Consider the following 25,886-nt stretch of genomic DNA (forward strand, 5'->3'; position numbering starts at 1 on the left):
AAAAGTCAACGGCGTGTGAAAGATCATTCGCCTTAACTTTTTAACACTGACGCGTTTAAAAAAACACTATACAATACCCCCATGATAAGCATCGAGCGAAAGAATGGAACCTAATATTTTGGATTTACGCCAACAGCGTTGTCCATTGGCGCTGTTACTTGCTAAGCGTCACACTAATCAACTAAAGATTGGTGAGGAATGCTGCATTTTAATTCGCGAACATAGCTCTATGAGTGATATTCAAAACTTTCTTCATAAGCAAGCATTTGACCTTTCGATTGAAGAAATGGATGACCACTTTCGTATGCACGTAAACAGACCTAAGGAAATTTGTTGAATGTTTGAAATGGTAAGCCGCTGGTATAAGCGACGTTTTTCCGATCCGCATGCGGTGAGTCTGGTTGCAATTCTCCTGTTCGGTTTTATTACGATCTATTTCTTTGGCAACTTAATTGCCCCACTGCTTGTCGCGATTGTGCTTGCTTATCTCTTGGAATGGCCAGTCTCTCAATTATCGCGCTTAGGTGTCCCTCGAACATTAGCTGTCGTTTTGGTTATCTTGGGATTCAGTAGCCTAATGCTAGTGGCAGTCTTTGGTTTGGTACCAACTATCTGGCAGCAAGTCGGCAACCTAATAAATGATATCCCTACCATGTACCTCGGGCTTCAAAGCTTTATTGCAGAGTTACCGCACCGTTATCCGGAGCTAGAAAACTTCCAGATAGTGGAGTCACTTGTTACCAATGCGAAGAACCAAGCGATTGGTATGGGGGAAACGGTACTGAAAGGCTCGCTCGCATCATTAGTGAGTTTGGCTACATTAGCGGTTTATCTGATTTTGGTGCCGTTGCTGGTGTTCTTTTTGTTGAAAGACAAACAAGAAATGATTGAAATGGCGAGTGGGGTTTTACCTCGTAACCGTCGTCTAGCGAACAAAGTATGGCATGAAATGAATGAGCAAATTTCTAACTATATTCGCGGTAAGGTGATGGAGATCCTAATTGTGGGTGGTGTGAGTTATGTGACATTCGCAATCCTAGACTTGCGCTATTCGGTACTGCTTGCTGTGGCTGTTGGTCTTTCAGTGTTGATTCCATATATCGGCGCAGCAGCAGTCACAGTACCTGTTGCTATGGTTGGTCTGTTTCAATGGGGGCTGACACCTCAATTCTATTGGTTACTGATTGCCTACGGTATCATTCAAGCCCTAGATGGTAATGTATTGGTTCCGGTTCTGTTTTCGGAAGCCGTTAATTTGCATCCGGTTGCAATCATAGTTGCTGTTCTTGTGTTTGGTGGGCTTTGGGGATTCTGGGGCGTATTCTTCGCGATTCCGCTTGCTACGTTGGTGAAAGCAGTATGGAACGCACTTCCTAGCCATGATGATGAGATTCTACCCAACAGCTAGGTGAAGCAACTATCAATTATTTCATTAAAAAAGCTCCGAACTAAAAGTTCGGAGCTTTTTTTTGTCGGTTTTCGCAATCTTCTCGTAAAATTACATTTACACACGTAAAAAATTGTAAGAAATTTCTTAAGTAAACGTTAGTCAGGGCGATAACAAGAAGATTACAACAAATATAATAATTACTGACAATTGAGGGAAGATATGAAATTTAGCCAGAAGATCGTTGCGGCTTCGTCTGGATTGCTGCTAGTTACTGTTGCATTGCTGTCTATTCAGCAGCTGAGTACAGTAAAAGAAGAAGTAGAGGCGCTCGTCGATACTAGCTTAAATGAGATGGTTAATGGTGTGAAAAACACTGTTGTGTCTGAGATGGAAAGCAAAAAGTCTTTGGCGAGATCCACCACAGAAGTCATCGAACTGGATCCAAATAACCAATCTCAGGTAAAGAACATTCTTGAAAAGCCAAATCTGAAGGGCAGTTTCCTTGCCGTTGGTTTTGGTTATGAAAGTAATGGTTTCGTGATCGAAAATGATGATGGTTGGGAGGCAGGGCCGGACTACGACCCGCGTGTACGTCCTTGGTTTATTGACGCTAAGTCAAAAGGCCAACTCGTCGTGACTGACCCTTACGTTGACGTATCATCGAAGAAAGTGATTATCTCTATCGGCACGCCGGTTAAAGAAAATGGTCGCTTTATGGCAGGCATGTTCTACGATCTTGAGTTAGGCGGCCTGGCGGACCTCGTCAACAGTGTGAACTTATTGGATGCCGGTTACCTATTTATTGTGACGGCAGATGGCACAACGATCGCGCACCCGGACGCAAAAAATAATGGTGAGAACCTTTCATCATATTTGCCACAAGCTCAAGTCAAAGAGGGTAATCAACGCTTTGAACAAGATGGCGTAAACTACCTAGTCCACTTTACTAAAGTTCCTTCTGAGAATTGGTACATCGGCGCTATTGTTGATGAAGACATCGCATTTGCTGCCATTGACCACATGCGCAGCAGTTCCATTGTTTATGGTGTTATTGGTGTGATTCTGAGTGTACTTATTCTTACCTTCCTGATTCGAGTGCTCATGCGTCCATTGGATGTGTTGAACGCAGCTATTCAAGATGTTGCGTCTGGACAAGGTGATTTGACTAAGCGTCTAGATACCAATACAGATAAAGAGTTTGCGCAGCTAGCGGAAGGTTTTAACACTTTCACAGAAACGCTTCAAAAGCAGATCCAACAGTCTAAAGCGATTGGTGGTGAAATCTTGCGCGGTACAGAAATGACAGTGCAGGGCTCCCATGAATCAGCGGAAGCAATGCGCAGCCAGTTACAAGAACTTGAGCAGCTAGCAACGGCTATGAACGAAATGGCGGTAACTGCGACTGAAGTTGCTAACAATGCCCAGGGTGCTGCAGGAGCGGCTCGTGAAGCGGATGAAGCAACGCAAGACGGTTCATCGGTCGTGAGTGAGACGACTGCGTCAATTGATACCTTGTCTGCACGTATTGACCAAGCTGTTGAAGAAGTTCAAGGGTTGGAATCTGCTACCGCTAACATTGAAACCATCTTGAAAGTAATCAATGATATTGCAGATCAAACTAACCTACTTGCTCTGAATGCGGCTATTGAAGCAGCGCGTGCAGGGGAGTCTGGTCGAGGTTTTGCTGTTGTTGCAGATGAAGTTCGTACACTGGCGCAACGTACTCAAGAATCAACCACTGAGATTCGTAGTATGATTGAGCAACTGCAAGCAGGTGCAAGCTCTGTATCAGCAGCGATGAATGAAAGTAAGAACACTGCGGTAGATGCAGTGGATAAAGCTCAAGCAGCAGATGGTGCATTGCAACGTATTCGTGATGCAATTCAACGTATTACGGACATGAATATGCAGATCGCATCAGCGGCAGAAGAGCAGAGCCTTGTTGCTGAAGAGATCAATGCCAATACAGTGAAAATCAAAGATCTGTCTACTCAAGTTGCGGACGCGGCAGAAAATGCCAACATCGCGATGCAAGTTCAAACTGAGAATGTTCGAGAGCAAGACGACATCCTAAACAAGTTCATCGTTTAAGATGGTTCAATCGAAAACGCCAGCGATATCGCTGGCGTTTTTTTATGTTCAGAATGACTTATTTTCCTATTGAATCGGGAGGTTAATATCAACTTCGAAATATTGATCTTCGGGATTGACTACTCTATATGAATCAAACCTAATTCTATTATCTAAGCTGTAGCCACTGTTAGGTAACCAAACATTAAAAACGCCTTTATAGTCATGTGCAATATCACTTGGGTTGCCTCTCGCAGTATAAGAGGCAAATTTCCCGCCTCTGATGGTACGGGTGTCTGTGGTTATATGTGGCGGTAAAACAGTATCACTACCTATTTTTATACAAATATCATAAACACACCGACTTTTGTCTGTGATATTCGGGTCGCTGTAACACACATCAATTAACTGTGAATCATCTTGGATAAGACTCTTATGCTCGTCGATGAACTTTGGCCAATGATGAACAAGATCGCCATAGTCACCAATGTAGCGTCGGTAGAGTACTCGTATATCTTTTAGCTCTCGAATCACAGTGTTTTTATTATAGTATTCAAACTCTTGGTATATGATTTTGGTTCCGTCGAAATGACTTACCAAGTCAAATTTCTTATCTTTCTTGAGTTTTCTAAACTTTGCTGGCGAGATCCCAAGGTGCTTAGTAAATGCTGAGCTGTAGTTGGATGAACTGTATCCGTAGCCCAAGCCAATATTGGTAATACTATTGTTGGTATTAGTGCCTAGCACAATGGCACTGTCTTCCATTTTCAAACGCTTTATTAACGAGTAAATGCTTTCGCCAGTAGACTTTTTAAATAATCGACTAAAGTGAAATTTTGATAAATTGCAATGACTTGCAACTTCTTCTACTCCTAGGTCACTGGTTAGGTTGTTGAAAATGTACTCAATGGCATTGTTAATGGTCTTATTTGTTATTTCCATATAAAAGTCGTTTGTATATCAATAACTTGTTTGTTTTCGAATAAAACACTTCACCCTAGTACTCTCAATACTGTTTAAATTTGGAAAGAAGAAAGCACAAATTCAGAAGTAAAGAGCTCTAAAACTTCGTATTATCGTCTATTTGGTAATGATAATGATTATCATATCAAAAAGAAAGGACATTGAGAGAACAGCTTTGAGATCATCAAATGGATTCGTTTGTTGTTTAAATTAGTTGTGGGCAAGTGTCGGGAAATCACGTGTTTTAGGATCAAAAATAGCATGACTCAGTTTTCTCAGTCTGTTCCAGAGAGCAAAACGTTAGCCTATGAAAACATGGGGAAATTTGACCAAGTGGAGATCGTTTGGAGCGACATGGACGTGCCGCGTATCCAAGCTGATAACTATGAAAGCTTAGGGTTTGGTTATGGATATGCTCATGCCCGAGATAGGTTGGTTGAGCTCGTTGGGCAGGCGATCGCAATGCGTGGTCAGCGATCGAAATATTATGGGCCAGAGGCCTTCTCAACCTTAGGTTTTCTCAAAACGACTAATCTCAACTCTGACTTAATGTTCAAACTTAGGGTTCCAGAAGAATGGGTAAAAGAAGAGCTTGAACGATTAAACCCAGAAACCCAAGATTACATTTTGGGCTATGTAAATGGCCTAAATTACTTTGTTGATAACCTCTCTAAGACACAATACCAGCAGATCGTCGGTCAAGAACCCATGGTTCGATTTGAGGTTGATGACGTTGTGCGTTTTACCATGCGTTTTGGAGTAATGAAGGAGTTGATTGAAATTGGCCCGCATTTAGTCACCACCGCCAAAGGTATCAATGTTAGGACGTCAAGCAACGGTGTATCGCCTCATGACGCGCCAGTAGAAGTCGAAGGAGGTTTTGGCAGCAATGCTTGGGCTTATGGTGGCGATGTGGTTGAAGGTGGCGGTGCTATCTTGGTGGGTAACCCCCATTCGGCTTGGCAAAGAAACCCACATCAATTACGCATTTACATGCATCAGTGTCACCTGACGATCCCAGGTGAACTTGATGTAGCAGGCTCTACTTTTTTAGGCTTTCCGCTACCACTGACTGGGTATAATGCCGATGTCTCTTGGAGCATCTTGGATGCAGCGACAGTCACACCTTACGTTCTGCAGCGAATGGAGGTTAAACATGCACGAGACTCGATTCGGTACTTGATGGATGGTGATTATCAGTCTGCGACTATGCGCAGCATCGACATTGAAATCTTGCAAGAATCTGGTGAAATTGCGACGAAGTCTTTCCAGTTTGCGCAATCTCATTTAGGGACACTTTTCAAGCTTCCTCAATCTCCAAACAAACCAGCAGGCTGGTATGCCATCACCAATCCTGGTGAGAAGAATGCGAAGGGTTTGGATCAATTTTTGTCGGCGGCTAAGGCTCGTTCGACTCGAGAGTTTATCGAGCAGATAGAACATAACCGCGGCGTACTTTGCCAACTTGTTGTAGCAGACAAGCATGGCGATGTGGGTTACGTGGTCGCGGGCAATGTTCCACCAGTCACCGACGAAGAGATGAAAGACGCTCACGTCGGTATTGAAGGCGTGGCGTTTAACGTTTTGGATGGAAGCCAAACAAAAAACTCGTTCCGTGATCAAAACCAGAGACCATTACAAGCGGGTAAGTCGTTTTATCCCAACATTGTCTCTCGAGGCATCATTCACAATACCAACAATAGCTATAAGTTCAGCGAATTTGGTCATAAGCAGCCAGACTACCCATCGGTATTTGGCCAGCATAAACAGCAACGTACATTAGCCGCTGCTAGGCTCGACTATGATCCTCGCTTGATAATGTCATATAAGCGAATGGCAGAGATCAGTTCGAACGGCAAGATAAGTGCCTTTCAGGCTCTACAGGTAGTGTTTGATAACCGCAACTACGCTGCTGAGACGTTCCTTGACTGGATTTTGACTCTAGAGCCGAGTGATTGCTCAGAGGCAACAAAGCATGCATTTCAGGTATTAGCAAACTGGGATCGAAGGAACAACGCGGAGAGTCGTGGCGCACTATTGTTCCATCAGCTTTGGAGTAAGCTAGTTCAGGCCAAGCTGGTTAGGGTGACGGGATTTGGTGACCCAGAAGTGGACTCAGAGATCTCAACTACATCACAAAGCCAGAAAGTGATATTGGGAGCACTGGCACAGTCAGTGACAGAGTTAGAGCAACTGGGTTTTGCTCTAGATTCTGAGTGGGGAAGCGTCCTCTATCAGAACGCAGATAAACACCCAATAGCCATGCACGGTGGATCTTACGAGCAAGGTATTCTCAACGGAGAAATGCCTGCGGAATTAACTCGTGACGGCTTCGCCTACATCTTGTTTGGCACTGCCTATCTTCAGCTAACTCAATGGCAGGATGGTGCGATTTCCCCACAGGTGTTATTAGCACATGGTCAGCGTGACGGTGTAGATTCAAAAGCGCGCACACGTCAGTTAAAAATGTTCCTTGATAAAGAGCTATACCCAATGCCGTATAGCTCAACGGAGTGGGAGAGCGTCAACATTGCCAATAAAGTTACGATCACAGGAGCAGACCAAGCTCGCTAATCTAATCCAATTAACTCGTTATGTTTAACGTATCTACTTATGAGTTTACATTATTGATGAAAAATACAATTTTAGTTTTGGTCGCTTTGCTCTCTGTGACCACTTCAACAATCGCACTCGCATGGCCCAAGAGCTTTGTTAATGCAGATGGAAGTACCACAACGATTCCAAGCAAGCCGATTAGGGTGCTATCGACCTCAGTCACTGTCACGGGGACCTTACTCGCCATTGATGCACCTTTAATTGCAACGGCTACGGATACGACTGGCAGATATTTTGGACAATGGCGGTCAGTTGCTAATCAACGTGCTGTAAAGAAATTGTGGCCTGCTGGTAGCGTGGATTTGGAATTAGCCTACCTTGAGCAGCCGGATCTGATAGTTGTATCTAAATCTGGAGCTGACTCGGCGCTTAATCAAGTTGAAGATCTTCGCTCTATTGCCCCAACCATTATTGTCGATTACAGCACTCAATCGTGGCAGGAATTAGCCAAGCAACTGGGTGTTGCCTTGGGTAATGAAAAGCATGTTGAAAAGACGGTCGCTGACTTTGACCAGCTGGTTGCAGATGCTAAGGCTCAATTAAATTTGCCTGATGGGAGAGCGAACATTATTAGCTACCATGGCCCGGGGGTGACCAGTGCAGTAGCAAAAACAGAAGGGGCGCATGGACTATTACTTTCGGCACTGGGGTTTGAGATCGAATCACCGGATGATGGTTGGCATACCGGACCAACCTTTCATAGCGATTTTGTACTGGTTAACTATGAAAAGTTGACCGAACTTAGCGCTGAAACAAGCTTTTTACTTGAAGCTTCTGATGAGCGAGCTCAGAGTTTGATGTCGGATGTGGTATTGGCAAATTTACCTTCGGTGAAAAAACAGCAAGTTTATGGACTAGGGGAGAGTACGTTTCGAGTGGATCTCTATAGCTCCAGAGAGATCATCAAAAATATGCTTGGGCGATTTGGTCGTTAGGTCAACAGCCTCGAGAGTGTCAGAAACGGTATTTCTATTGAAATGAATCAACTAGTTCAACCTGTTGCTCGAAGAAATCAACGACCAGTAAACATGGGGTTAGTTGCTGCTCTTATCAGTTTGCCAGCTTTAATGCTAATCAGCATATTTGTTGGATCCCGAGATATTGCAGTGGCAACAACTCTAGAAGCGCTTGTTCATTTTGATGGCAACAACTCTCAACACCTCATTGTTCATCATTTGCGTATTCCAAGAACCTTGTTAGCCGTAGTTGTGGGCGCAGCGCTGGGTGTTTCAGGCGTCATCATGCAAGCGCTCACTCGAAACCCTTTATCTGATCCAGGGATCCTTGGGGTGAATGCAGGGGCGATGACCATGATTGTGCTGGGCATCTCTCTATTCGGGCTGACAAGCTTATCAACTTATGTGTGGTTAGGATTGTTAGGTGCGGCAATTACTGGGTCTATGGTCTACCTCATTGCTGGCAAAGGGCGAAAGGTCGATACAGTGCGAGTTGTCCTATCAGGCACGGCCTTAACGATTATGCTATTAGCCATTACTAGCCTAATCACCATTAACAGCCATCAAGAAGTCTTTCACCAGTATCGACATTGGTCGGTTGGCTCATTGCAAGGGCGAGGCTATGACGTGCTGTCTCCCGTTTCTCTATTTATTGCGGTAGGTCTGCTGTTGTCATTGGCGTTAGCTAAGCCTCTAAATTCAATTGTATTGGGCTTTGAAAAAGGCGTGACGCTGGGTGTTAACCCGACATTTGTTTGGGTGGGTGCATTTATTGTTGTGACAATATTGGCGGGCAGTGCGACGGCAGCGGCGGGCCCCATCAGCTTTCTTGGTTTGACAGCACCTCATATTACCAAGTTAATTGTTGGCACCGATCATAAAAAACTCCTACCTGCCTGTATGCTGATTTCAGCTTTATTGCTACTTATTGCCGATATATTGGGCCGTCTTGTCGGTTATCCGGATGAAATAAGCGCAGGCATCATGGTGGCATTAATCGGCGGACCATTCTTCTTGTACTTAATTAGGCGTTAGTGTGTTTACTGTTACTAAGGTACTTTCCTCTCAATATTTGTACGCCTTGCGATACAAATCAGCGTCGGTTGTCGTAAACATAAAGAATGTATCGATAGCAGCGATCATGGTTTTAAGTTTATGTGTTCTTACTTTGTTCGCTCTCAGTGTGGGTAAACTACCGATTACTGTTCATCAGGTGCTGGCGGTTTTATGGTCTTCGGAGGGCGCTGAGGCAGGCTTTCAAGCCAAAATACTGTGGGATATCCGTTTGCCGAGAGTGATCACTGCTGTATTTGCAGGCGCAGCACTCGGGGGGGCTGGCGCGATTTTTCAATCTATCTCGCGTAACCCATTAGGTTCTCCCGACATTATCGGGTTTACCTCAGGAGCGGCAGCTGGTGCTCTCATCCAAATCATCTATTTTGCTGGTGGCTCTGTTCAAATAGCGCTTGGAGCGATTGTCGGCGGTCTAGCAACTGCTTTGGTAGTGCTGCTTCTATCTTATCAAGGCGGCACCATCAAGCGACAAAATCTGGTGTTAACGGGTATTGGTGTTGGTGCGATACTCAGTGCATTTAACGGCCTACTGTTGGTTAAAGGAGAGATAGATAGTGCGATTACGGGTAACTTATGGTTGGCTGGGTCGCTTCATGCCAGAACATGGGATCATGCAGTTGCAGTGTTTGCTGGAGTGATCTTGTTGTTGCCGTTAGCCAAGCTCTTTACAGCGGAAATGGCCGGATTAGAGCTCGGTGAGTTACGTGCCCAGTCGATAGGTGTTCGGGTCTTAAAATTACGCCTGATAATGACGTTAATCGGTGTCGCACTCGCGGCATTAGCAACTGCTGCTACTGGACCAATTGCATTTATCGCTTTAGCTGCTCCGCAGCTGATGGTTCGGTTAAGAAACACCTCAGGCTTACCCATAATTTCTTCGGCGCTGATGGGCGCGTTGATACTGCTGATTTCCGACCTTATTACTCAACTAATTCCAATTGATGTGAACTTACCAATAGGAAGAGTGTGCGGAATTATTGGTGGGTTTTATTTACTTTGGCTTATCACCAGAAGCCGATAATTAATAACGTGTTATGACTATTTTGGATTCTGTAATGGATGGACACCCAACACTTCGTGCTGAAAATCTCACGCTTGGATATGGCTCAAAAATCATATGTGAAGCTCTCGATGTGACTATACCAACTGGGCAGTTAACGGTCATTGTTGGACCAAATGGCTGTGGAAAGTCGACTCTTCTAAAAAGTCTATGCCGCTTATTGAACCCAAAGCAGGGTAATGTCATTCTCAATGGCGATCAGATCCAGCGCATGCCAAGCAAAGAGGTCGCTAAACTATTAGGTTTCCTGCCTCAAAGCTCACCCACTCCAGAACGGGTGACGATTGAAGAGTTAGTTTCACGTGGTCGCTATGCGCATCAAGGGCTGTTTAGCCAGTGGAGCATAGAAGACGAGCAAGCGGTTAAACAAGCGATGCAAGTAACACGTATTGAAGAGTTTGCCGAGCATACGGTTGATGCTTTATCTGGCGGCCAACGGCAGCGGGTCTGGATTGCAATGCTACTGGCACAGCAAACTCCCATTCTAATGTTAGATGAGCCGACGACCTATTTAGATATCTCTCATCAATTAGAGTTGCTTGAGCTATTTAAAAAGCTCAAACAACAGCTAGGGCATACAGTCGTTGCTGTGCTGCATGATCTGAACCAAGCTTGCCGTTACGCCGATAACCTGATTGTATTGAGTTGCGGGGAGATTGTTGCTCAAGGTCCACCAGATGAAGTTATGACCGAGTCTTTGGTTAAGCATGTGTTCGGTCTAGACAGCGTAATTATTCCTGATCCAGTCACAAGCTCGCCTATGATCGTCCCCAAAGCTCCCTTGATAGCAGATGTCGTATGAGCCGAATTTAATGGGGTTCTGAACTTCTGTGCCCATATAAAAAGATAGCATCCTAATTTGGCCTGATGAGTGTTCTTTGAATCATCGGGTTTTTCGCCATTCTACCTACTGTAAAACTCTCAAAGTTCACCAACGTAGTAGCTTTTCGCCACTCAATGCGCTTACCCGTACAAAAAGCACAAATTCAGAAGTATGTACTGGAGACCCTTAGTAATATACGGCTCACCAATGAGAATGATTATCAAAATCACAAGTTCTATAACAAGATAATTAGGCCATAAAAATCAGAGGAATGGATGACCAGTAGTAATCCCTAATCTGGGTTAACCACTTGTTTAATGCATGACCTTATTACAATTGTCACGTGACTCACGTGTCGGAAAATTAATAAAGCAGTGCGACGACGTGCCCTCACGAATTAAAAATCGAGGCAACGCAAGCCATCAGTGCTCGTAAAACGGCGTCCTACAAACTCTAGGAGAATGACCAAATGGAATCATCACGCATGGAGCGCTTAGCTAAAAGCCAACAGAACGGACTCCCTCTTAATGCCTTAGCAGCATCAATTGCTGTTGCCTGTGTTGGTATGCCGGCAGGGTTTGCCATTGCCGCTGAAGAGATCAAAGACAGTACAGTACCTATTATGGTGGTATACGGCGACAAATCTGAACGTTCACTCCAAGAAACCAGCGCTAGTGTTGTCGTTTATGACCAAGACTCAATGGAGGAAAAGGGCATTAGTACGACTCAGGACTTACTGAGAATGAGCCCAAACATTGTTGATACTGGCTATGGTAACCAGATTGCGACAGTACGAGGGGTTGATGGCTCCGGACCTGGGGTGGGGGCTGCTGCTTTCATTTCAGGTTCAAAACCGAGGCTAAATGTCTCTTTAGATGGACGAGCACTTACCTACAATGAACTTGCTTATGGGCAAAACTCAATGTGGGATATGCAGCAGGCAGAGGTTTATCTTGGCCCCCAAAGTTATATTCAGGGCCGAAACTCCATTGCCGGTACGGTAGTATTGAAATCCAACGCCCCTGTTTTTGAGCGTCAGTTTTCAGCTAAAGGCGGTGTAGGAAACAATAGCTTCAAGCAGACCGCCATCATGTATAACGATGTTCTAGTGGATGATCAGGTCGCATTTCGTATTAGTGCTGATAGGCAGTATCAAGAAAGTTCAGTCGCACTGGTTAGTTACGAGCCTGCGGGTGATTCCAAAGAAATAGAATCAAATGTTGTTCGAGCTAAGTTACTGGTTGAGCCAAGTAAAATCTCAGATCTGTCTTCAACGCTGAGCATTTCATACAATGACCATCGTGCTCCACAGGGGGAGTATGAGCCTGATGACTCGCCGTTTGCCCCGTTCCCTTCGAAGCGTCCGGTGTCTGAAGGAAATACGAATAGCTATGTTTGGGATGTGACTTATGGTTTGACACCTAACGTTGAACTTGCATTTAACACCAACTATAGCGACTTTGAAATCAAACGTATTGTTCCGACAGGTGATAGATTCACTGCAGAAATTCAAGGTAAGGAATACCATATCGAGCCAACGCTTAGATATGTCTCTGATTCAGAGCAACTGGATCTTCTAGTTGGGGCGAGATATTTCAGTAATAGCCAAGATGACTTTATTGATGGCATGGGTTCCTACGAGGATCAAACCAAGACTCAATCGGCTTACTTACAAGCCATTTATAACCTCACCCCAAGCTTGGTACTAACAGCGGTCGGGCGCTACGAAAGTGAGAAACGTTTTAGGAAGGGGGGGGATGGCCCGTTTGCTTTAGAGCTTGATAAGACCTATGACGATTTCTTACCTAAGTTAGCTTTGGCGTGGCACTCAAATAAAAACAATACCTTTGGTGTGAGCGCCTCAAAAGGGTTTAGCACAGGTGGTGCTGGCGTTGATTTCATTGCACGGTCTACGTACATGTTTGAAGAAGAGTCCGTTTGGAACTATGAATTCTTTACGCGTCATCGCTTAATGGATCAAAGCCTGCAGCTGACAACTAATGTGTTCTATAACGATTACGACAATTTGCAACAGTTAACTGGCGCAGAGATCTCGAATTTGGATGATGCCAAATCTTATGGCGTTGAGGCCACAATGGATTGGTATGCAACACAAGCATTGAGTGTTTTTGCCAACATGGGCCTATTGAAAACTGAAATCAGCGATAACACGCAGAGTATCTATGATGGCAAAGAGTTTTCTCGTGCGCCAGGATTTACAGGAGTCGCTGGACTGAACTATTGGATCGGTGATTTTGAGTTTAATGGTAACGTTCAGTACGTTGGTGATTACTACTCAACGACGGACAATGATGAAATAGGAAAGATCTCTGGTTACACCACAGCAAATGCTTCGATTTCTTATTTCTTCGATTACGGTCATGCCAAGTTATTTGCGAATAACCTATTTGATTCTGACGACGTGATCCTCTATGAAGCTAGAGGCGTGGTATATACAGATTCTCCGTTACTACAAAAAGCGCGCACAGTAGGCTTATTAGTGCAGCTTGATTTTTAAATCCAAACTCAGGCCAGCATTGAAGATGTTGGCCTTTTTTGAGTGTTCATTTATGTTTCAAACTCCACTTTTTGCTGACGCACATGACAAAAAAATTGAAACAGAGAGCGGTACGCTATTAGGAAGCGTTAACCGCGGTACCAATATCTCAGTGTTTAAGGGTATTCCTTTTGCTGCGCCACCAGTCGGTAATCTACGCTGGGCTGCACCTGAACCTGTTAAAAAGTGGCAAGGTGTCCGCAGTGCCAAGGAATACGGCGCGTCAAGTATTCAAACGCTGCCTGAAAAAGGGTCTTTCTATCAAAAAGAGTTTCTGCCTAAACCTCATGTGTATAGCGAGGATTGTTTGTATCTCAATGTTTGGGCGCCAGAAGCAATTGATAACGAATCGTTACCGGTTTTGGTGTGGTTTTACCCAGGCGGTTTTGTTTGGGGGTCGGGCAGTGATGACTCCATTGATGGTACAGCGCTTGCCCAAAAAGGCGTGGTGGTGGTTACCATTAACTACCGAGTCGGTGTAATGGGGTTTATGGCGCATCCGGAATTAACACAGGAATCGCCAAATCACACATCAGGAAATTATGGCTTACTTGATCAAATCGCAGCGTTGAAATGGGTGCAGCGCAATATCGGTCAGTTTGGTGGTGATAAGGGTAACGTCACTATTTCAGGACTTTCAGCGGGTGCAATCAGCGCACATTTATTGTCCGCATCGCCGAAAGCAAAAGGGCTATTCCACAAGATTATTGCACAAAGTGGCTCAGTATTTGCGATGAAAGGTCATGCAACGCTTGAAAGTAATGAAGCATCAGGAATTCGATATGCGAACAGTTTAGGCGTGACTTCTATTCGCCAACTTAGAAAGCTCTCACCTGAAGAGTTGATGGCACAACCCTATAAAGCGTGGCCAGTTGTTGATGGCTGGCTGCTTACCGAGAGCGTATCTAACGTATACGATAAAGGGCAGCAACTTGATGTGCCTATGCTGATAGGTGGTACTTCAGAGGAAGCGGCGACAATTCCTTATGATGTCGTCAAGTTAGACTCATTTGAATGCTGGGCGAAAAGCTTATTTGGTGACTATGCACAAGAGTATTTAAAGCTATATCCAGCCAAAACAGACGGTCAAGCATGGGCTAACTTTGTTTCGATAAAAACAGAGTCAATCCACTGGGGGACGCGAAAGTGGGCATTTCAGCAAAATAAGTCGGGCACTGAACCTATTTATCTTTATTCATTTAGTAAGGCCCCTCCTGGTGAGTTTAGCTCGCAGCACGGAGCGTACCACATGGGCGATTTAGTCTATGCCTTTAATAATCTTGATACCGTTGATAGACCTTGGGCTAAAGAGGATAGGGAGCTGGCTGAATTGATGTCGAGCGCTTGGGTCAACTTTGCTAAAACAGGTAATCCGAATGGCGGTCAATTGCCTTTATGGCCTGCGTACTCGAGTAAAGATGATGTGATCATGGTATTTGACAGTACGACCGAAGCAAAAGTTGATATGCGAAATAAGGTATTGCACCGATTGTTCGACAAAGAGTTTGCAATGAACAAAGGATATTTGAAGTTGTAACGTTAAAGCCAAGTGGTATTAAATTGGATGTGGTGGTAAGTGCAATCAGCTGGTGTTATGTCAAATATTTAAAGCAGAGCCGGTAGCACCGGCTCCTTTTACAAGTAAAGAGTTACTTGTTTTCGTTTAAGTAATCTAATACAACTTCATGGTGAGTCTTGGTCTTGAACTTATTGAAGACGTGCTCAATAACACCTTCTTCATTAATCAAGAAGCTAATACGGTGTAGGCCATCGTATATTTTGCCCATAAACTTCTTCTCGCCCCAAACGCCAAACTGTTCAGCGACAGCATGGTCTTCATCAGATAGCAACGTGAAGTTTAGGTCATCGCGCTCAATGAATTTCCCTAAGCGCTTAACAGGATCGATACTCACACCTAGTACCACAACATTGTGCGCATCAAGCTCGGCTTTTACATCGCGCAGACCTTGCGCTTGGACGGTACAACCTGGCGTCATGGCTTTAGGGTAAAAGTAAAATAACACCTTTTTACCGGCAAAATCATTGAGTGACACAGTATTGCCATCTTGGTCCAATAGCGAAAAAGCCGGTGCTGGCGAGCCTGCAGTTAACGTGTTCATTTAGATTCCTTTTTATAGACTGTTTTTTATGAAGTTAAGTGAGCCTTGTACGGCTAATCGCTGGCAAAGTTCATCAAATTCTTCTTGCAGTTGCATTATGTTTCGCTCGGAGTCAACACTTGCAGTGATCGCAATATGGAACTGGTCTGACTCTGCGCCGACCTTGTCTTTGTTGATAGTCTGCGCACTAAGCGATGACATACCAATCTCTTTGTCAGCAAAGAACTGAGTAAAATACTCAGTTAAGCCAGGTTTGTCGTCAGACTCAACAAACACTTCCATAGTGTAAGAAGTATCTAGAGGCGCATGGGTTGAGGTGCGCTTCATGATTGTAATGAGGTTGTGCTCTTGGCCAAGCAGCGGAAGAGTTGTCTCAACACGTGTGACGGCTGCGTTATTGCCAGAAAGTAGCATTATCAGGGTGAATTCATTGCCAAAGAGAGCAATGCGACTGTCAACAATGTTGCATCCAGACTGAGTGACCAGGTGAACAACTTGGTTGCACACACCTGGGCGATCGGTTCCGACCGCAGTAATCACCAAATGTTGAGTCATAGTCTCACTTATTATCTTGTTAGGATTATTAATTCGTTAGCTTAGCACAGATGACGGTGATAAAAATGGTATGAGCACGCTTTAGAATCATTTTTGTACAATTGAAATTGCGTCCTGATTTTCCTTACTCGGTACTGACAAAGCTTCAAATAAAAGGCGTAACTTGCCAAATATCTAACATATGATAAATATTCATTCATTTAGGCGGTTTAAGCGCAGTTAATCGCTTGTCTTTTTCAATCGCCTTACAGTACCATGCAGAAAGTAACAAATGAGGGAGAAGGACATGTTTTCAGGAAGTATCGTAGCGTTAATTACACCGTTTAATCATGATGGCGAAGTAGACTATGTTAGCTTGAAGAAGCTTGTCGACTATCATGTAGCCGCGGGCACAGATGGTATCGTTGCTGTCGGCACCACGGGTGAGTCTGCAACGTTAACTATTGAAGAGCATGTCAAGGTTGTCTTAAAAACCGTGGAATTTGCAGAAGGCCGTATTCCTGTGATTGCGGGTACAGGTGCAAATGCAACACATGAATCAGTAACGTTTAGCCGTTTGTTGAATAACTCTGGCATTGTAGGTTGCCTGAGTGTGACGCCTTACTATAACAAACCAACTCAGGAAGGTTTGTTCCAACACTATAAAGCCATTGCTGAAGAGAGTGATGTGCCTCAGATCCTTTACAATGTCCCAGGGCGTACAGCCGTTGACTTGTTGCCTGAAACCGTAGCGCGTTTATCTGAAATTGACAGCATTGTTGCTTTGAAAGATGCGACGGGTGATTTAGGAAGAATTGCGATTCATCGTGAACTTTGTGGCGAAGATTTTATCTTACTAAGTGGCGATGATGCGACAGGCCTTGAATTTGTAAAACAAGGCGGTCAAGGTGTGATCTCTGTAACAAACAACATTGCTGCTGAAGATATGGCGAAAATGTTCAGACTTGCAAAAGAAGGCAAGTTTGAAGAAGCGGAAATTATTAACCAACGCTTGATGCCTCTGCACAAAAACTTGTTCATTGAGTCGAGCCCAATTCCAGTGAAATGGGCAGCACACAAGATGGGGTTAATTGCAAATGGTGACCTTCGCCTGCCGCTGACAGAGTTGTCAGAGAGTGCTCGCCCTATCGTGGCGCAAGCGATGACAGAAGCCTGCATCTACTAATTTAGGAAGAATTGCCGAAGAACACTCTTCGGCATTTACTTATCAGGAGTTTCAATGAAATTGTCTCACCAGCTAGTTCTCAGTTCGCTAGCTGTTTTTGTTTTAACAGCATGTTCTGGTAACGCAACTCAGCGCCGTCAGGCGAAAGATGACTTTGAGTATCTAGATACCCCAGCGCTAGAAGAGTGGAAGATCCCTGAGGATGCAACACCTCAGTTTTACACCAATTACAAAATCCCTCAGGGAGAGTTTGCAGGCGGAATCGGTAAAGAAGTTGATATTCGCCCACCACAGCAAGTTCTGGAGTTGATCCCAGGGGCGCGAGCAGAGCGCAAACAGGGTGAAACCACACTGTGGCTGTTGCGCGAAAGTGAACTTGATACGGTTTGGGCTACCGCACTTAAGATGTTGGAAGAGCAAAACATAGCGATTCGCGAACAAACAGCAACTCGTGTTGAGACGGATTGGGTCATTTGGAAATCAGAAGACGAAGATAACGAGCTAGGCGCTCGTTACGAAATCGATCGTGTGAAAGCTGGTGGTCGACATGGCTTTAAAATCTCTTTGATTGATTGGAAAGAAGCCGGTAAAGAGATGGCTGTGACCCAGACCAACAAAGAACGTTACAATGCGCTGATGACTAACTTGGTAACTGCACGCTACGATCTGGACTTGCGTGAAGAAGCGGCAAGAAAAGCGCAAGAGTTGGTAAAACACATCCCAATCACCATGGGCTCAGACCGCAGTGGCTTCCCTGTGATTATTGCGCGTACACCATACAACGTACTTTGGCAGCGCTTGCCTAGATTGCTACCAAATATGGGCTTTACCATTGAGGAGCGTAATCAATCTCAAGGTACTGTTAAAGCGAAATACGCATCACCAGATGATGAGTTTTGGACAGAAATCGGCGTTAAGCCAATTGGTTTAAGTTCAGGTACTTACACCTTCTTGTTTGGTGACTTGGGTAACCGTACGTCAATTAACGTAACGGATTCCTCAGGTAAGCCAGTGGAAGAAGAATTACTGAAAGATATGGTGCCAGTATTGAGCGCTGTAGCGGGTAAAAACAACCAAGAGTAATTTACCGTTACGCTGAGATAATAAAAAAGCTGACTTAGTTTCCTAAGTCAGCTTTTTTTGTGTTTCTATTGGCCTAAAGGGTCATAGCTGCAATCCAACCAAAGATGATCAGTGGGATATTGTAGTGAACAAAAGTAGGGACTACCGTTTCCCAAATGTGTTCATGTTGACCATCAGCGTTTAGGCCTGACGTTGGGCCCAAAGTAGAATCAGAAGCTGGTGAGCCCGCATCACCGAGTGCAGCAGCGGTACCAACAAGTGCGATAGTAGCCATTGGCGAAAATCCAAATGCAGCGGCAAGTGGTACGTAGATGGTCGCAAGAATTGGAATTGTCGAGAATGATGAACCAATCCCCATAGTAACCAGAAGACCAACGACTAGCATCAGCAAAGCGGCCATAGGCTTGTTGTCGCCAATGCTAGTTGAAAGGGCTTCTACCAGAGACTCTACTCCGCCGGTTTGCTTCATTACCGCTGCGAAGCCTGCTGCTGCAATCATGATGAAACCGATCATCGCCATCATATGAACACCTTTGGTAAAGACATCGTGTGTTTCTTTCCACGCGATCACGCCACCGAAGGTAAATACCATAAATCCAGCAAGGCCACCGATAATCATTGAGCCCGTTGACAGTTGAACTGACAAAGCAGCAACAATACCCGCAGCGGCAACCCAAATATTCTTTTTATTAATGCCTTTAGGCGTTTCTTCAATATGAGTCAACTCAGTTTCTTTATATTCACGTGGCTTACGGTAGCTGAAGAAAATGGCTGTAAGTAAGCCAAAAATCATGCCCGCCGCAGGTAGTAGCATTGCGACAGGAACCTGACTAGCAACGACATTTTCTAGACCATTGTCATGCAAGTTCTTTAACAGGATATTGTTTAAGAAAATGCCACCAAATCCGACTGGTAAAACCATGTAAGGAGTGACGAGACCAAAGGTCAACACACAAGCGATCATGCGTCGATCAAGTTTCAGCTTAGCGAATACGCCCAGTAGAGGTGGGATTAAAATTGGAATAAAGGCGATATGTACAGGCACAATGTTTTGTGACGACATCGTTACGAGCACTAGTGCAATAAGTACAGCATACTTAAGGCCTGTAGAGGCTGTACCATTTTCTTGGCCGTGGATGCGTTTGATAACGCTGTTGGCAAGAAGGTCGGTAATACCAGATTTTGAGATAGCGACGGCAAAAGTACCAAGCATGGCGTAGCTTAGTGCGATCGTTGCACCGCCCCCGAGACCGCTTTCAAAAGCAGCAATAGCGTCGTTAAGGCTCATGCCTGCAACTAAACCACCAACGATGGCACTGAATGTGAGGGCGACCACGACATTCACGCGCATCAGTGCTAGTAACAGCATGATACATACGGAAATAACAACAGGATTCATAGTTCTCTCATTTGTTGTGTTTACTTATTCATTATTATTGTCAGCATCAGACTCAACGAGTGGCCAGCCGCCAAGGGCTTTCCACTTGTTAACGATGCCGCAAAAAAGCTCTGCCGTTTTTTGAGTATCATAGAGAGCAGAGTGGGCTTCTTTGTTGTCAAATTCCATCCCCGCGGTTTTACACGCTTTAGCTAAAACAGTTTGGCCATAAGCCAGACCGCTTAAAGTCGCGGTGTCGAATGTTGCGAAGGGATGGAAAGGGACTCGTTTAAGCTTGCTACGTTCACTGGCTTCCATAACGAAGCTATGATCAAATTGAGCGTTATGGGCGACAATGATTGCTCGGCTGCAGTCTGCCGCTTTTTGCTCTTTGCGTACCAGCTTGTATATTTCTTTGAGGGCTTCTGATTCAGGAATAGCGCCACGAAGTGGGCTATATGGGTCGCGCAGACCAATAAAATCCAGCGCTTCTTTTTCAATATTTGCGCCTTCAAATGGCTCAACATGGAAGTGAATAGTGGAAGCAGGCTGGAGATCACCGTTTTCGTCCATTTTTAGGGTGACGGCGCAGATTTCTAATAGTGCATCGGTTTTGGCGTTAAACCCTGCGGTCTCAACGTCAATGACTACCGGGAAATAGCCTCGAAATCGTTTTTTTAGCGTCAGTGCTTCGTTTTCTACAGTCATGTTGGTCTAATATTATGTGACAAGGGCAGCATTATTGCAGATTCTTTAAGCAAGCAAAACCGCATTGTCGAATTAATCACGAAGCTTTATTGATGGATTTGTTTGTTCTTTCTTTAGGCATAGTTACAGGGAGATTGGCGAGCTTCTTGCATTAACACTAACGTATCTATTGAGTGCGGCAAAATTACGCCTCAAATCATGCTGTATAAGAGAATCAACACACTATGAAAAAGCTGTTTGCTACCGGACTGACATTGACATTAGCCTCTATTGCTAATCATAGCTTTGCGATGGACGTACGTTACGTGGCGTCCCCACAACAGTCTCAATGGCAAATGATAGCGAACACGCCGTTGGAGTGTCGTATGGTTCACCCCATTCCAAATTATGGCGATGCCGTATTCTCATCCCACGCGAGCAAAAAGATAAATTTGGATTTCGAGCTCAAGATGAAGCGCCCTATGGGTAAAACTCGAGATGTTTCGCTAACATCAATGCCGCCAGCTTGGCGACCAGGCGAAGGGGCAAATCGCATTACCAATATCCGATTTTTCCAACAGTTTGATGGTTATGTCGGAGGTCAAACCGCGTGGAGCATCTTAAGTGAGCTAGAAAAAGGGCGTTACCCAACATTTAGCTACCAAGAGTGGCAAAGTCGTGATGAACGAGTTGAAGTCGCTCTATCGTCTGTTTTGTTCCAGAGCTCCTACAATGTGTTTAGTGACTGTATTGCTAACTTACTGCCATATAGCTTTGAAGACATTGCTTTTACGATACTTCACTACGATAGAACCAGCGTCGAACTGAACAAACAGTCCCAGAAGCGATTGGCTCAGATAGCTGAGTATATTCGCCACAATCAGGATATCGACTTAGTACTGGTTTCAACCTACACCGATGCAGAAGATACAAAGAGCGCAAGTCAAAACTTATCAGAAAGACGAGCTGAAGTGCTGCAAAATTACTTTAAATCATTAGGGCTGCCAGAAGATCGCATTCAAGTGCAGGGGTATGGTAAGCGCCGGCCAATTGATGACAATGCCTCACCGATAGGAAAAGATAGAAACCGACGAGTGGTGATTTCGTTAGGCAGAACACAGGTATAGATATTCACAAAAAGAGCCAGCAAATGCTGGCTCTTTTACATTTTGATGTGTTGTTTAGTTTAGACGGAATTTGGCGATTAGATTACAGTTGGTCGCAGTGTCGATGTCTTGAACTAGCTGGGCTATCTTTGGATTTGGGTGACGCTTCATAAATTCTATTAGCGCTTTCTTACAGCAACCCATCGAGTCGATGAACGCGTCGCAATCACTATTTGGACATTGAGGTACCAGAGTGAGGACTTTTTCTGAAGCGAGTTGCAGATACTTGAGTTCATATTTTACATCACCCATCTGGCGCCAGAACATCGCCATGTTGTGACAAGAAATCACTGAAATCATTAGTCGGTCTTCAACGTCGACTTCGTTTGCTTCGCCAATACGTTCACTTAGCGTCAAAGCTTGTTGGTAGTGAAGGATACTTCGCAAGTGATCCTCATCATTCATTGCCATATCTGCAAGCAATGTATGTTTCTCCCACTCTGCAATTCCCATGTTCTCAACCTCCTCGATATGAATAGATTGAGATTAAATGATAATTATTATCAAGTAAAGACTAAAAAATAAGACAGCGCATTGCTGTCTTATAGAATTGTCGGCTTGGAAGGCTTAGCCTTCTAGCCCAGCAGAAGCTGATTTGTTTTGAATGAGCTCGATCATGTAGCCATCTGGGTCTTTCACGAAAGCAATATGAGTCGAACCGCCTTTTACTGGTCCTGGCTCTCGAGTGACATTACCACCGGCTGCTTTAATCGCGTCACACGTTGTATAGATATCGTCAACACCAATCGCAATGTGACCAAAGGCGGTGCCTAAATCGTATTCGCTTGTGCCCCAGTTGTAGGTCAACTCAATGACTGCGCCTTGAGATTCATCTCCGTAGCCAAGGAATGCGAGCGTGTACTCATATTGCTTATTTTCATTGGTTCGAAGTAAGTTCATACCCATAACTTCAGTGTAGAACTTGATCGACTTATCGAGATCTCCCACTCGTAGCATGGTGTGTAGAATGCGTCCGTTTGACATTGCTGACTCTCCTAGTTTTCTGGATAGACTTTTTCTTTAAATTCGCATAAATCTTCAATAATACAGCTACCGCAGCGAGGCTTGCGCGCGACGCACGTGTAGCGGCCATGAAGAATTAACCAGTGATGGACATCCAATTTGAATTCTTTCGGCACAACTTTAAGCAGTTTCTCTTCCACTTGGTCGACATTTTTGCCCATGGCAAACTTAGTACGATTGGAGACTCGATAAATATGAGTATCAACAGCGATAGTCGGCCAGCCAAATGCAGTATTGAGTACCACGTTCGCCGTTTTACGACCAACGCCAGGAAGCGCTTCGAGTGCTTCACGGTTTTCAGGTACTTCGCCACCATGTTGGTCTATTAAGATCTTACAGGTCTTAATGACGTTCTCGGCTTTTGAGTTAAATAATCCAATCGTCTTGATGTACTCTTTGACGCCATCAACATCTAGGTCCAACAAGCCTTGTGGTGTATTGGCGACCGGATACAACTTATCGGTCGCTTTGTTGACGCTTACATCGGTTGCTTGAGCAGAAAGTAGTACCGCAATCAAGAGTTCAAAAGGGGTGCTCCAGTTAAGCTCAGTTTGTGGATTTGGATTATCTGCTCTCAACCGTTCTAAGATTTGACGGCGTTTATCTTTATTCATGTGAGGCTGCTTTCCAGTGTACTTTTATTATTAGTTTGTTACTCGCGCTCGCTCAATCGTCGGTTTTTCTTGTTTTGGTTGACGTGCGGCAAGCTGCTTATCAATGATGTTCTTCAATGCGATCAGTAATCCTACACCAATGAATGCGCCTGGCGGGAGTAGAGCAAGTAAGAAGCTATTGTCGAATTGGAAGACTTCAATTCGCAGCGCCTTGGCCCAATCTCCAAGTAACAGATCTGCGCCATCAAATAGGGTGCCAATACCAATTAACTCACGCATCGCGCCCAGTAGTACCAAGACACTTGTCATGCCCATGCCCATCCAGAAACCATCTTGCGCGGAAGGTAGCACATCGTTTTTTGAGGCAAAAGCTTCGGCGCGGCCGATGATGATGCAGTTAGTCACGATTAACGGAATGAATATACCCAGTGACAGATAAAGCCCATAAGCGTATGCATTCATTAAAAGTTGAACGCAGGTTACCAACGCGGCGATGATCATAACAAATACAGGAATACGAACCTCTTTTGGTACGTAATCGCGAACCAGTGAAACAGTTACATTTGAACCAACCAGAACGAGTAGAGTCGCGATCCCAAGACCAAGTGCGTTGGTTACAGTAGAAGAAACCGCCAGCAGGGGACATAATCCTAGCAGCTGTACCAAGGCAGGGTTGTTGTCCCACATGCCATTTTTGATCAGAGTTTTATGCTCACTCATTGTTGCCTCCACAGTTTAGAGGTTGGCTGAGAATTTGTTCACGGTGTTCATTTACGTATTGAAGCGTATTTTTTACCGCTTTGACCACCGCACGCGGGGTGATGGTTGCTCCGGTAAATTGATCAAACTGGCCACCGTCTTTACGAACTTTCCAAGTGGATTCGTTTTCATCGGTCAAGGTTTTTCCGGCAAAACCTAAAATCCAATCACTGACTCGTAGATCTATTTTGTCACCCAGTCCTGGTGTTTCTTGGTGGCTCAAGATGCGCGATCCTAATACGCTACCATCTTGCTTGATGCCTACAATCAGCTTAATAGCACCATTATAGCCATCAGGCGCAATTGCTTCGATAGCAAGCGCAGAAGGTTGACCTGCAATAGTTGCCATGTAGACAGGCATCGGCTTATCAGTCCCTAAGGCTGAGTCAGAAACCAAAGTACAGGCTTGATATAAATCGTTGTCATGTAATTCGTGCGGAATCACTTGATTAAGCACGGACAACAGCTGAGCCTGCTCTTGCTGGTGGATTTGATCTTTAGTTAAGTAGTGGGTCAAGGCTACCAAGCCTGTAGAAGCACAGGCAAATACAGCAAGCACGACACCATTTTTACGAATTGCGTTTAACATGCTGCTCCTTAGTGACCGTAGGTACGAGGCTTGGTGTAGTAATCAATCAAAGGTACACACATGTTGCCCAGCAAGACAGCGAAAGCGACACCATCAGGGAAGCCACCCCAGCTACGAATAATGAATACCATAGCTCCAATAAAGGCGCCAAAAATTAACCGGCCTTTGACTGTGGTGGAGGCTGATACCGGATCTGTAGCAATAAAGAAGGCACCGAGCATGGTTGCGCCAGAGAGCAGGTGTACTATTGGTGATGCCGTTTCACCTGGGGTGAAGAGCATAAATAGGCCACTCATGACTGATAAGCCAACTAGGAAGCTAACTGGAATGTGCCAGTTGATAACTCGTAGCTTAATTAACGCCAAGCCACCAATGAGGTAAGCAAGGTTGACCCACTCCCAGCCAATTCCTGCTAGCGCGCCAAATTGAGGTTGAGAGAGTGCTTCACTTGTTGTACTACCTGTATGTAAGGCTGTCTTAAATGCATCGAGTGGCGTTGCCATGGTGATGCCATCAATCCCCGTTCTTATCTGCTGGAGTGATAGTCCATCAAGGTTAAAACCTGAAAAAATCAGCGAAAAAGCGTCTCCGACCGAGATAGAAGTGGCTTGAAGTTCACTGGGTGAAATCCAGCTCGTCATCTGAACGGGGAAGGAGATCAGCAATACGACGTAAGCAACCATTGCTGGATTAAATAGGTTTTGACCGATACCGCCGTACAAGTGTTTAGCGATCAAAATGGCGAAAATTAAGCCGATAACAACAACCCACCACGGAGAAAGAGGTGGAATAGCAATCGCAAGTAACCATGCAGTAACAAGCGCACTGTTATCTCTTAATGCGGACATAGGTGGACGTTTGCGCATTACCATGACGAGAGCTTCTAAGCTCAGTCCAACAATGATAGCGAGCCCCAATTGAATGAAAGTACCCCAGCCAAAAAAGTAGGTTTGGGCAAACAAGCCGGGTAGCGCACACAAGGCTACCCACTTCATTAGGTCAGGAGTGCTTCGACGACTGTGCGCGTGTGGTGAGCTGGCAATAAAGAAGGCCACTACTCTTTCTCCTCAAATTGTTTCTGTTCTTTTTCTTGCTGCTGAGCGGCTTTACGTGATTTAGCACGGGCAATGGCAGCTGCAACAGCCGCTTTCTTTGGATCGTCAGATTGTCCCGTTTCTTCGGCAGTCTCTTCAGTTTGAGAGTTTTCCTCTTGCTGAGCAGCTTTGCGCGCTTTAGCG

24 protein-coding genes and 1 pseudogene are annotated in these 25,886 nt (G+C 44.8%); 13 read left to right on the top strand and 12 right to left on the bottom strand.

Annotation, left to right across the window (positions count from 1 at the left end; genetic code table 11):
• Positions 1-103: 103 nt before the first annotated feature.
• The 3 genes from AC4MRV_RS15985 to AC4MRV_RS15995 all read left to right on the top strand — a co-directional run bounded on the left by AC4MRV_RS15985 (position 104) and on the right by AC4MRV_RS15995 (position 3,481).
• On the top strand, positions 104-337 hold the full coding sequence (locus AC4MRV_RS15985) for a sulfurtransferase TusA family protein (RefSeq protein WP_491188320.1): 234 nt from the start codon (positions 104-106) through the stop codon (positions 335-337).
• Positions 338-1,408, top strand: a complete 1,071-nt coding sequence (locus AC4MRV_RS15990) for an AI-2E family transporter (protein ID WP_491188321.1) — start codon at positions 338-340, stop codon at positions 1,406-1,408.
• A 201-nt stretch (positions 1,409-1,609) separates the two neighbouring features.
• The gene (locus AC4MRV_RS15995; RefSeq protein ID WP_491188322.1) at positions 1,610-3,481 is read left to right on the top strand and encodes a methyl-accepting chemotaxis protein; all 1,872 of its coding nucleotides are present in this window, start codon (positions 1,610-1,612) and stop codon (positions 3,479-3,481) included.
• A 66-nt stretch (positions 3,482-3,547) separates the two neighbouring features.
• Here the strand turns inward: AC4MRV_RS15995 and AC4MRV_RS16000 are convergent, their stop codons facing one another.
• A complete protein-coding gene (locus AC4MRV_RS16000) occupies positions 3,548-4,402 on the bottom strand; it encodes an AraC family transcriptional regulator (protein WP_491188323.1) in 855 nt (284 codons plus the stop codon).
• Between the two features lie 282 nt (positions 4,403-4,684).
• Here AC4MRV_RS16000 and AC4MRV_RS16005 point away from each other — a divergent pair, with 282 nt between their 5' ends.
• From AC4MRV_RS16005 to AC4MRV_RS16035, 7 genes are all read left to right on the top strand, one after another.
• Positions 4,685-6,997 carry a penicillin acylase family protein gene (locus AC4MRV_RS16005; RefSeq protein ID WP_491188324.1) on the top strand — a complete coding sequence of 771 codons (2,313 nt, stop codon included), beginning with the start codon at positions 4,685-4,687 and terminating at the stop codon, positions 6,995-6,997.
• A 56-nt stretch (positions 6,998-7,053) separates the two neighbouring features.
• On the top strand, positions 7,054-7,974 hold the full coding sequence (gene fepB, locus AC4MRV_RS16010) for a Fe2+-enterobactin ABC transporter substrate-binding protein (protein ID WP_491188325.1): 921 nt from the start codon (positions 7,054-7,056) through the stop codon (positions 7,972-7,974).
• Positions 7,975-8,016: 42 nt separating this feature from the next.
• A complete protein-coding gene (locus AC4MRV_RS16015) occupies positions 8,017-9,030 on the top strand; it encodes a FecCD family ABC transporter permease (protein WP_491188326.1) in 1,014 nt (337 codons plus the stop codon).
• Position 9,031: 1 nt separating this feature from the next.
• Positions 9,032-10,090 carry a FecCD family ABC transporter permease gene (locus AC4MRV_RS16020; protein ID WP_491188327.1) on the top strand — a complete coding sequence of 353 codons (1,059 nt, stop codon included), beginning with the start codon at positions 9,032-9,034 and terminating at the stop codon, positions 10,088-10,090.
• Positions 10,091-10,124: 34 nt separating this feature from the next.
• Complete coding sequence (locus AC4MRV_RS16025) at positions 10,125-10,931, top strand: ABC transporter ATP-binding protein (protein WP_491188343.1); 807 nt, start codon at positions 10,125-10,127, stop codon at positions 10,929-10,931.
• A gap of 490 nt (positions 10,932-11,421) precedes the next feature.
• Positions 11,422-13,470: a TonB-dependent receptor gene (locus AC4MRV_RS16030; protein WP_491188328.1), complete on the top strand. Its 2,049-nt coding sequence runs from the start codon at positions 11,422-11,424 to the stop codon at positions 13,468-13,470.
• 52 nt (positions 13,471-13,522) lie between these two features.
• The gene (locus AC4MRV_RS16035) at positions 13,523-15,046 is read left to right on the top strand and encodes a carboxylesterase/lipase family protein (protein WP_491188329.1); all 1,524 of its coding nucleotides are present in this window, start codon (positions 13,523-13,525) and stop codon (positions 15,044-15,046) included.
• Between the two features lie 112 nt (positions 15,047-15,158).
• Here AC4MRV_RS16035 and bcp read toward each other — a convergent pair whose 3' ends face one another.
• Both bcp and AC4MRV_RS16045 read right to left on the bottom strand, forming a co-directional pair.
• Positions 15,159-15,629 (bottom strand): thioredoxin-dependent thiol peroxidase, encoded by a 471-nt coding sequence (gene bcp, locus AC4MRV_RS16040; protein ID WP_491188330.1) that lies wholly within the window; start codon positions 15,627-15,629, stop codon positions 15,159-15,161.
• Positions 15,630-15,641: 12 nt separating this feature from the next.
• On the bottom strand, positions 15,642-16,184 hold the full coding sequence (locus tag AC4MRV_RS16045) for a glycine cleavage system transcriptional repressor (RefSeq protein ID WP_491188331.1): 543 nt from the start codon (positions 16,182-16,184) through the stop codon (positions 15,642-15,644).
• Positions 16,185-16,470: 286 nt separating this feature from the next.
• Here AC4MRV_RS16045 and dapA point away from each other — a divergent pair, with 286 nt between their 5' ends.
• A complete protein-coding gene (gene dapA, locus AC4MRV_RS16050; protein WP_491188332.1) occupies positions 16,471-17,349 on the top strand; it encodes a 4-hydroxy-tetrahydrodipicolinate synthase in 879 nt (292 codons plus the stop codon).
• A 54-nt stretch (positions 17,350-17,403) separates the two neighbouring features.
• Positions 17,404-18,432 (top strand): outer membrane protein assembly factor BamC, encoded by a 1,029-nt coding sequence (gene bamC, locus AC4MRV_RS16055; RefSeq protein ID WP_491188333.1) that lies wholly within the window; start codon positions 17,404-17,406, stop codon positions 18,430-18,432.
• Between the two features lie 73 nt (positions 18,433-18,505).
• Here the strand turns inward: bamC and AC4MRV_RS16060 are convergent, their stop codons facing one another.
• Positions 18,506-19,831 carry a Na+/H+ antiporter family protein gene (locus AC4MRV_RS16060; protein ID WP_491188334.1) on the bottom strand — a complete coding sequence of 442 codons (1,326 nt, stop codon included), beginning with the start codon at positions 19,829-19,831 and terminating at the stop codon, positions 18,506-18,508.
• A 24-nt stretch (positions 19,832-19,855) separates the two neighbouring features.
• Positions 19,856-20,518, bottom strand: coding sequence for a ribonuclease T (gene rnt / locus AC4MRV_RS16065; RefSeq protein ID WP_491188335.1), 663 nt, complete (start codon positions 20,516-20,518; stop codon positions 19,856-19,858).
• A gap of 224 nt (positions 20,519-20,742) precedes the next feature.
• On the opposite strand from rnt, the gene motY reads away from it, so the two are divergent.
• A complete protein-coding gene (motY, locus tag AC4MRV_RS16070) occupies positions 20,743-21,624 on the top strand; it encodes a flagellar protein MotY (protein ID WP_491188336.1) in 882 nt (293 codons plus the stop codon).
• A gap of 54 nt (positions 21,625-21,678) precedes the next feature.
• Here the strand turns inward: motY and AC4MRV_RS16075 are convergent, their stop codons facing one another.
• The 7 genes and pseudogenes from AC4MRV_RS16075 to AC4MRV_RS16105 all read right to left on the bottom strand — a co-directional run.
• The gene (locus tag AC4MRV_RS16075) at positions 21,679-22,116 is read right to left on the bottom strand and encodes a DUF2753 domain-containing protein (protein WP_491188337.1); all 438 of its coding nucleotides are present in this window, start codon (positions 22,114-22,116) and stop codon (positions 21,679-21,681) included.
• Between the two features lie 114 nt (positions 22,117-22,230).
• Positions 22,231-22,647, bottom strand: a complete 417-nt coding sequence (gene gloA / locus AC4MRV_RS16080) for a lactoylglutathione lyase (protein ID WP_491188338.1) — start codon at positions 22,645-22,647, stop codon at positions 22,231-22,233.
• 11 nt (positions 22,648-22,658) lie between these two features.
• Complete coding sequence (gene nth, locus AC4MRV_RS16085; RefSeq protein ID WP_491188339.1) at positions 22,659-23,300, bottom strand: endonuclease III; 642 nt, start codon at positions 23,298-23,300, stop codon at positions 22,659-22,661.
• Between the two features lie 30 nt (positions 23,301-23,330).
• Entirely contained in the window at positions 23,331-24,020 is a 690-nt protein-coding gene (locus AC4MRV_RS16090) for an electron transport complex subunit E (RefSeq protein WP_491188340.1), read from the bottom strand.
• The gene (gene rsxG, locus AC4MRV_RS16095; RefSeq protein WP_491188341.1) at positions 24,013-24,648 is read right to left on the bottom strand and encodes an electron transport complex subunit RsxG; all 636 of its coding nucleotides are present in this window, start codon (positions 24,646-24,648) and stop codon (positions 24,013-24,015) included. Before rsxG ends, AC4MRV_RS16090 begins: the two co-directional genes overlap by 8 nt.
• An 8-nt stretch (positions 24,649-24,656) precedes the next feature.
• Complete coding sequence (rsxD, locus tag AC4MRV_RS16100) at positions 24,657-25,703, bottom strand: electron transport complex subunit RsxD (protein ID WP_491188342.1); 1,047 nt, start codon at positions 25,701-25,703, stop codon at positions 24,657-24,659.
• Positions 25,703-25,886 (bottom strand): annotated as a pseudogene (locus AC4MRV_RS16105) (4Fe-4S binding protein); the annotation flags it as partial. The gene rsxD and the pseudogene AC4MRV_RS16105, both read right to left, overlap by 1 nt.

Source organism: Vibrio sp., assembly GCF_984391705.1.

Bases quoted from the DNA above. Each gene is read 5' to 3' on its own strand.
- fepB (WP_491188325.1), top strand. From the start codon at position 7,054: ATGAAAAATACAATTTTAGTTTTGGTCGCTTTGCTCTCTGTGACCACT.
- motY (WP_491188336.1), top strand. From the start codon at position 20,743: ATGAAAAAGCTGTTTGCTACCGGACTGACATTGACATTAGCCTCTATT.
- AC4MRV_RS16035 (WP_491188329.1), top strand. From the start codon at position 13,523: ATGTTTCAAACTCCACTTTTTGCTGACGCACATGACAAAAAAATTGAA.
- AC4MRV_RS16015 (WP_491188326.1), top strand. From the start codon at position 8,017: ATGAATCAACTAGTTCAACCTGTTGCTCGAAGAAATCAACGACCAGTA.
- AC4MRV_RS16090 (WP_491188340.1), bottom strand. From the start codon at position 24,020: ATGAGTGAGCATAAAACTCTGATCAAAAATGGCATGTGGGACAACAAC.
- rsxG (WP_491188341.1), bottom strand. From the start codon at position 24,648: ATGTTAAACGCAATTCGTAAAAATGGTGTCGTGCTTGCTGTATTTGCC.
- bcp (WP_491188330.1), bottom strand. From the start codon at position 15,629: ATGAACACGTTAACTGCAGGCTCGCCAGCACCGGCTTTTTCGCTATTG.
- AC4MRV_RS16060 (WP_491188334.1), bottom strand. From the start codon at position 19,831: ATGAATCCTGTTGTTATTTCCGTATGTATCATGCTGTTACTAGCACTG.
- AC4MRV_RS16045 (WP_491188331.1), bottom strand. From the start codon at position 16,184: ATGACTCAACATTTGGTGATTACTGCGGTCGGAACCGATCGCCCAGGT.
- AC4MRV_RS16025 (WP_491188343.1), top strand. From the start codon at position 10,125: ATGGATGGACACCCAACACTTCGTGCTGAAAATCTCACGCTTGGATAT.
- dapA (WP_491188332.1), top strand. From the start codon at position 16,471: ATGTTTTCAGGAAGTATCGTAGCGTTAATTACACCGTTTAATCATGAT.
- rnt (WP_491188335.1), bottom strand. From the start codon at position 20,518: ATGACTGTAGAAAACGAAGCACTGACGCTAAAAAAACGATTTCGAGGC.
- gloA (WP_491188338.1), bottom strand. From the start codon at position 22,647: ATGTCAAACGGACGCATTCTACACACCATGCTACGAGTGGGAGATCTC.
- AC4MRV_RS15990 (WP_491188321.1), top strand. From the start codon at position 338: ATGTTTGAAATGGTAAGCCGCTGGTATAAGCGACGTTTTTCCGATCCG.
- bamC (WP_491188333.1), top strand. From the start codon at position 17,404: ATGAAATTGTCTCACCAGCTAGTTCTCAGTTCGCTAGCTGTTTTTGTT.
- AC4MRV_RS16030 (WP_491188328.1), top strand. From the start codon at position 11,422: ATGGAATCATCACGCATGGAGCGCTTAGCTAAAAGCCAACAGAACGGA.
- AC4MRV_RS15995 (WP_491188322.1), top strand. From the start codon at position 1,610: ATGAAATTTAGCCAGAAGATCGTTGCGGCTTCGTCTGGATTGCTGCTA.
- AC4MRV_RS16000 (WP_491188323.1), bottom strand. From the start codon at position 4,402: ATGGAAATAACAAATAAGACCATTAACAATGCCATTGAGTACATTTTC.
- AC4MRV_RS15985 (WP_491188320.1), top strand. From the start codon at position 104: ATGGAACCTAATATTTTGGATTTACGCCAACAGCGTTGTCCATTGGCG.
- nth (WP_491188339.1), bottom strand. From the start codon at position 23,300: ATGAATAAAGATAAACGCCGTCAAATCTTAGAACGGTTGAGAGCAGAT.
- AC4MRV_RS16075 (WP_491188337.1), bottom strand. From the start codon at position 22,116: ATGGGAATTGCAGAGTGGGAGAAACATACATTGCTTGCAGATATGGCA.
- AC4MRV_RS16005 (WP_491188324.1), top strand. From the start codon at position 4,685: ATGACTCAGTTTTCTCAGTCTGTTCCAGAGAGCAAAACGTTAGCCTAT.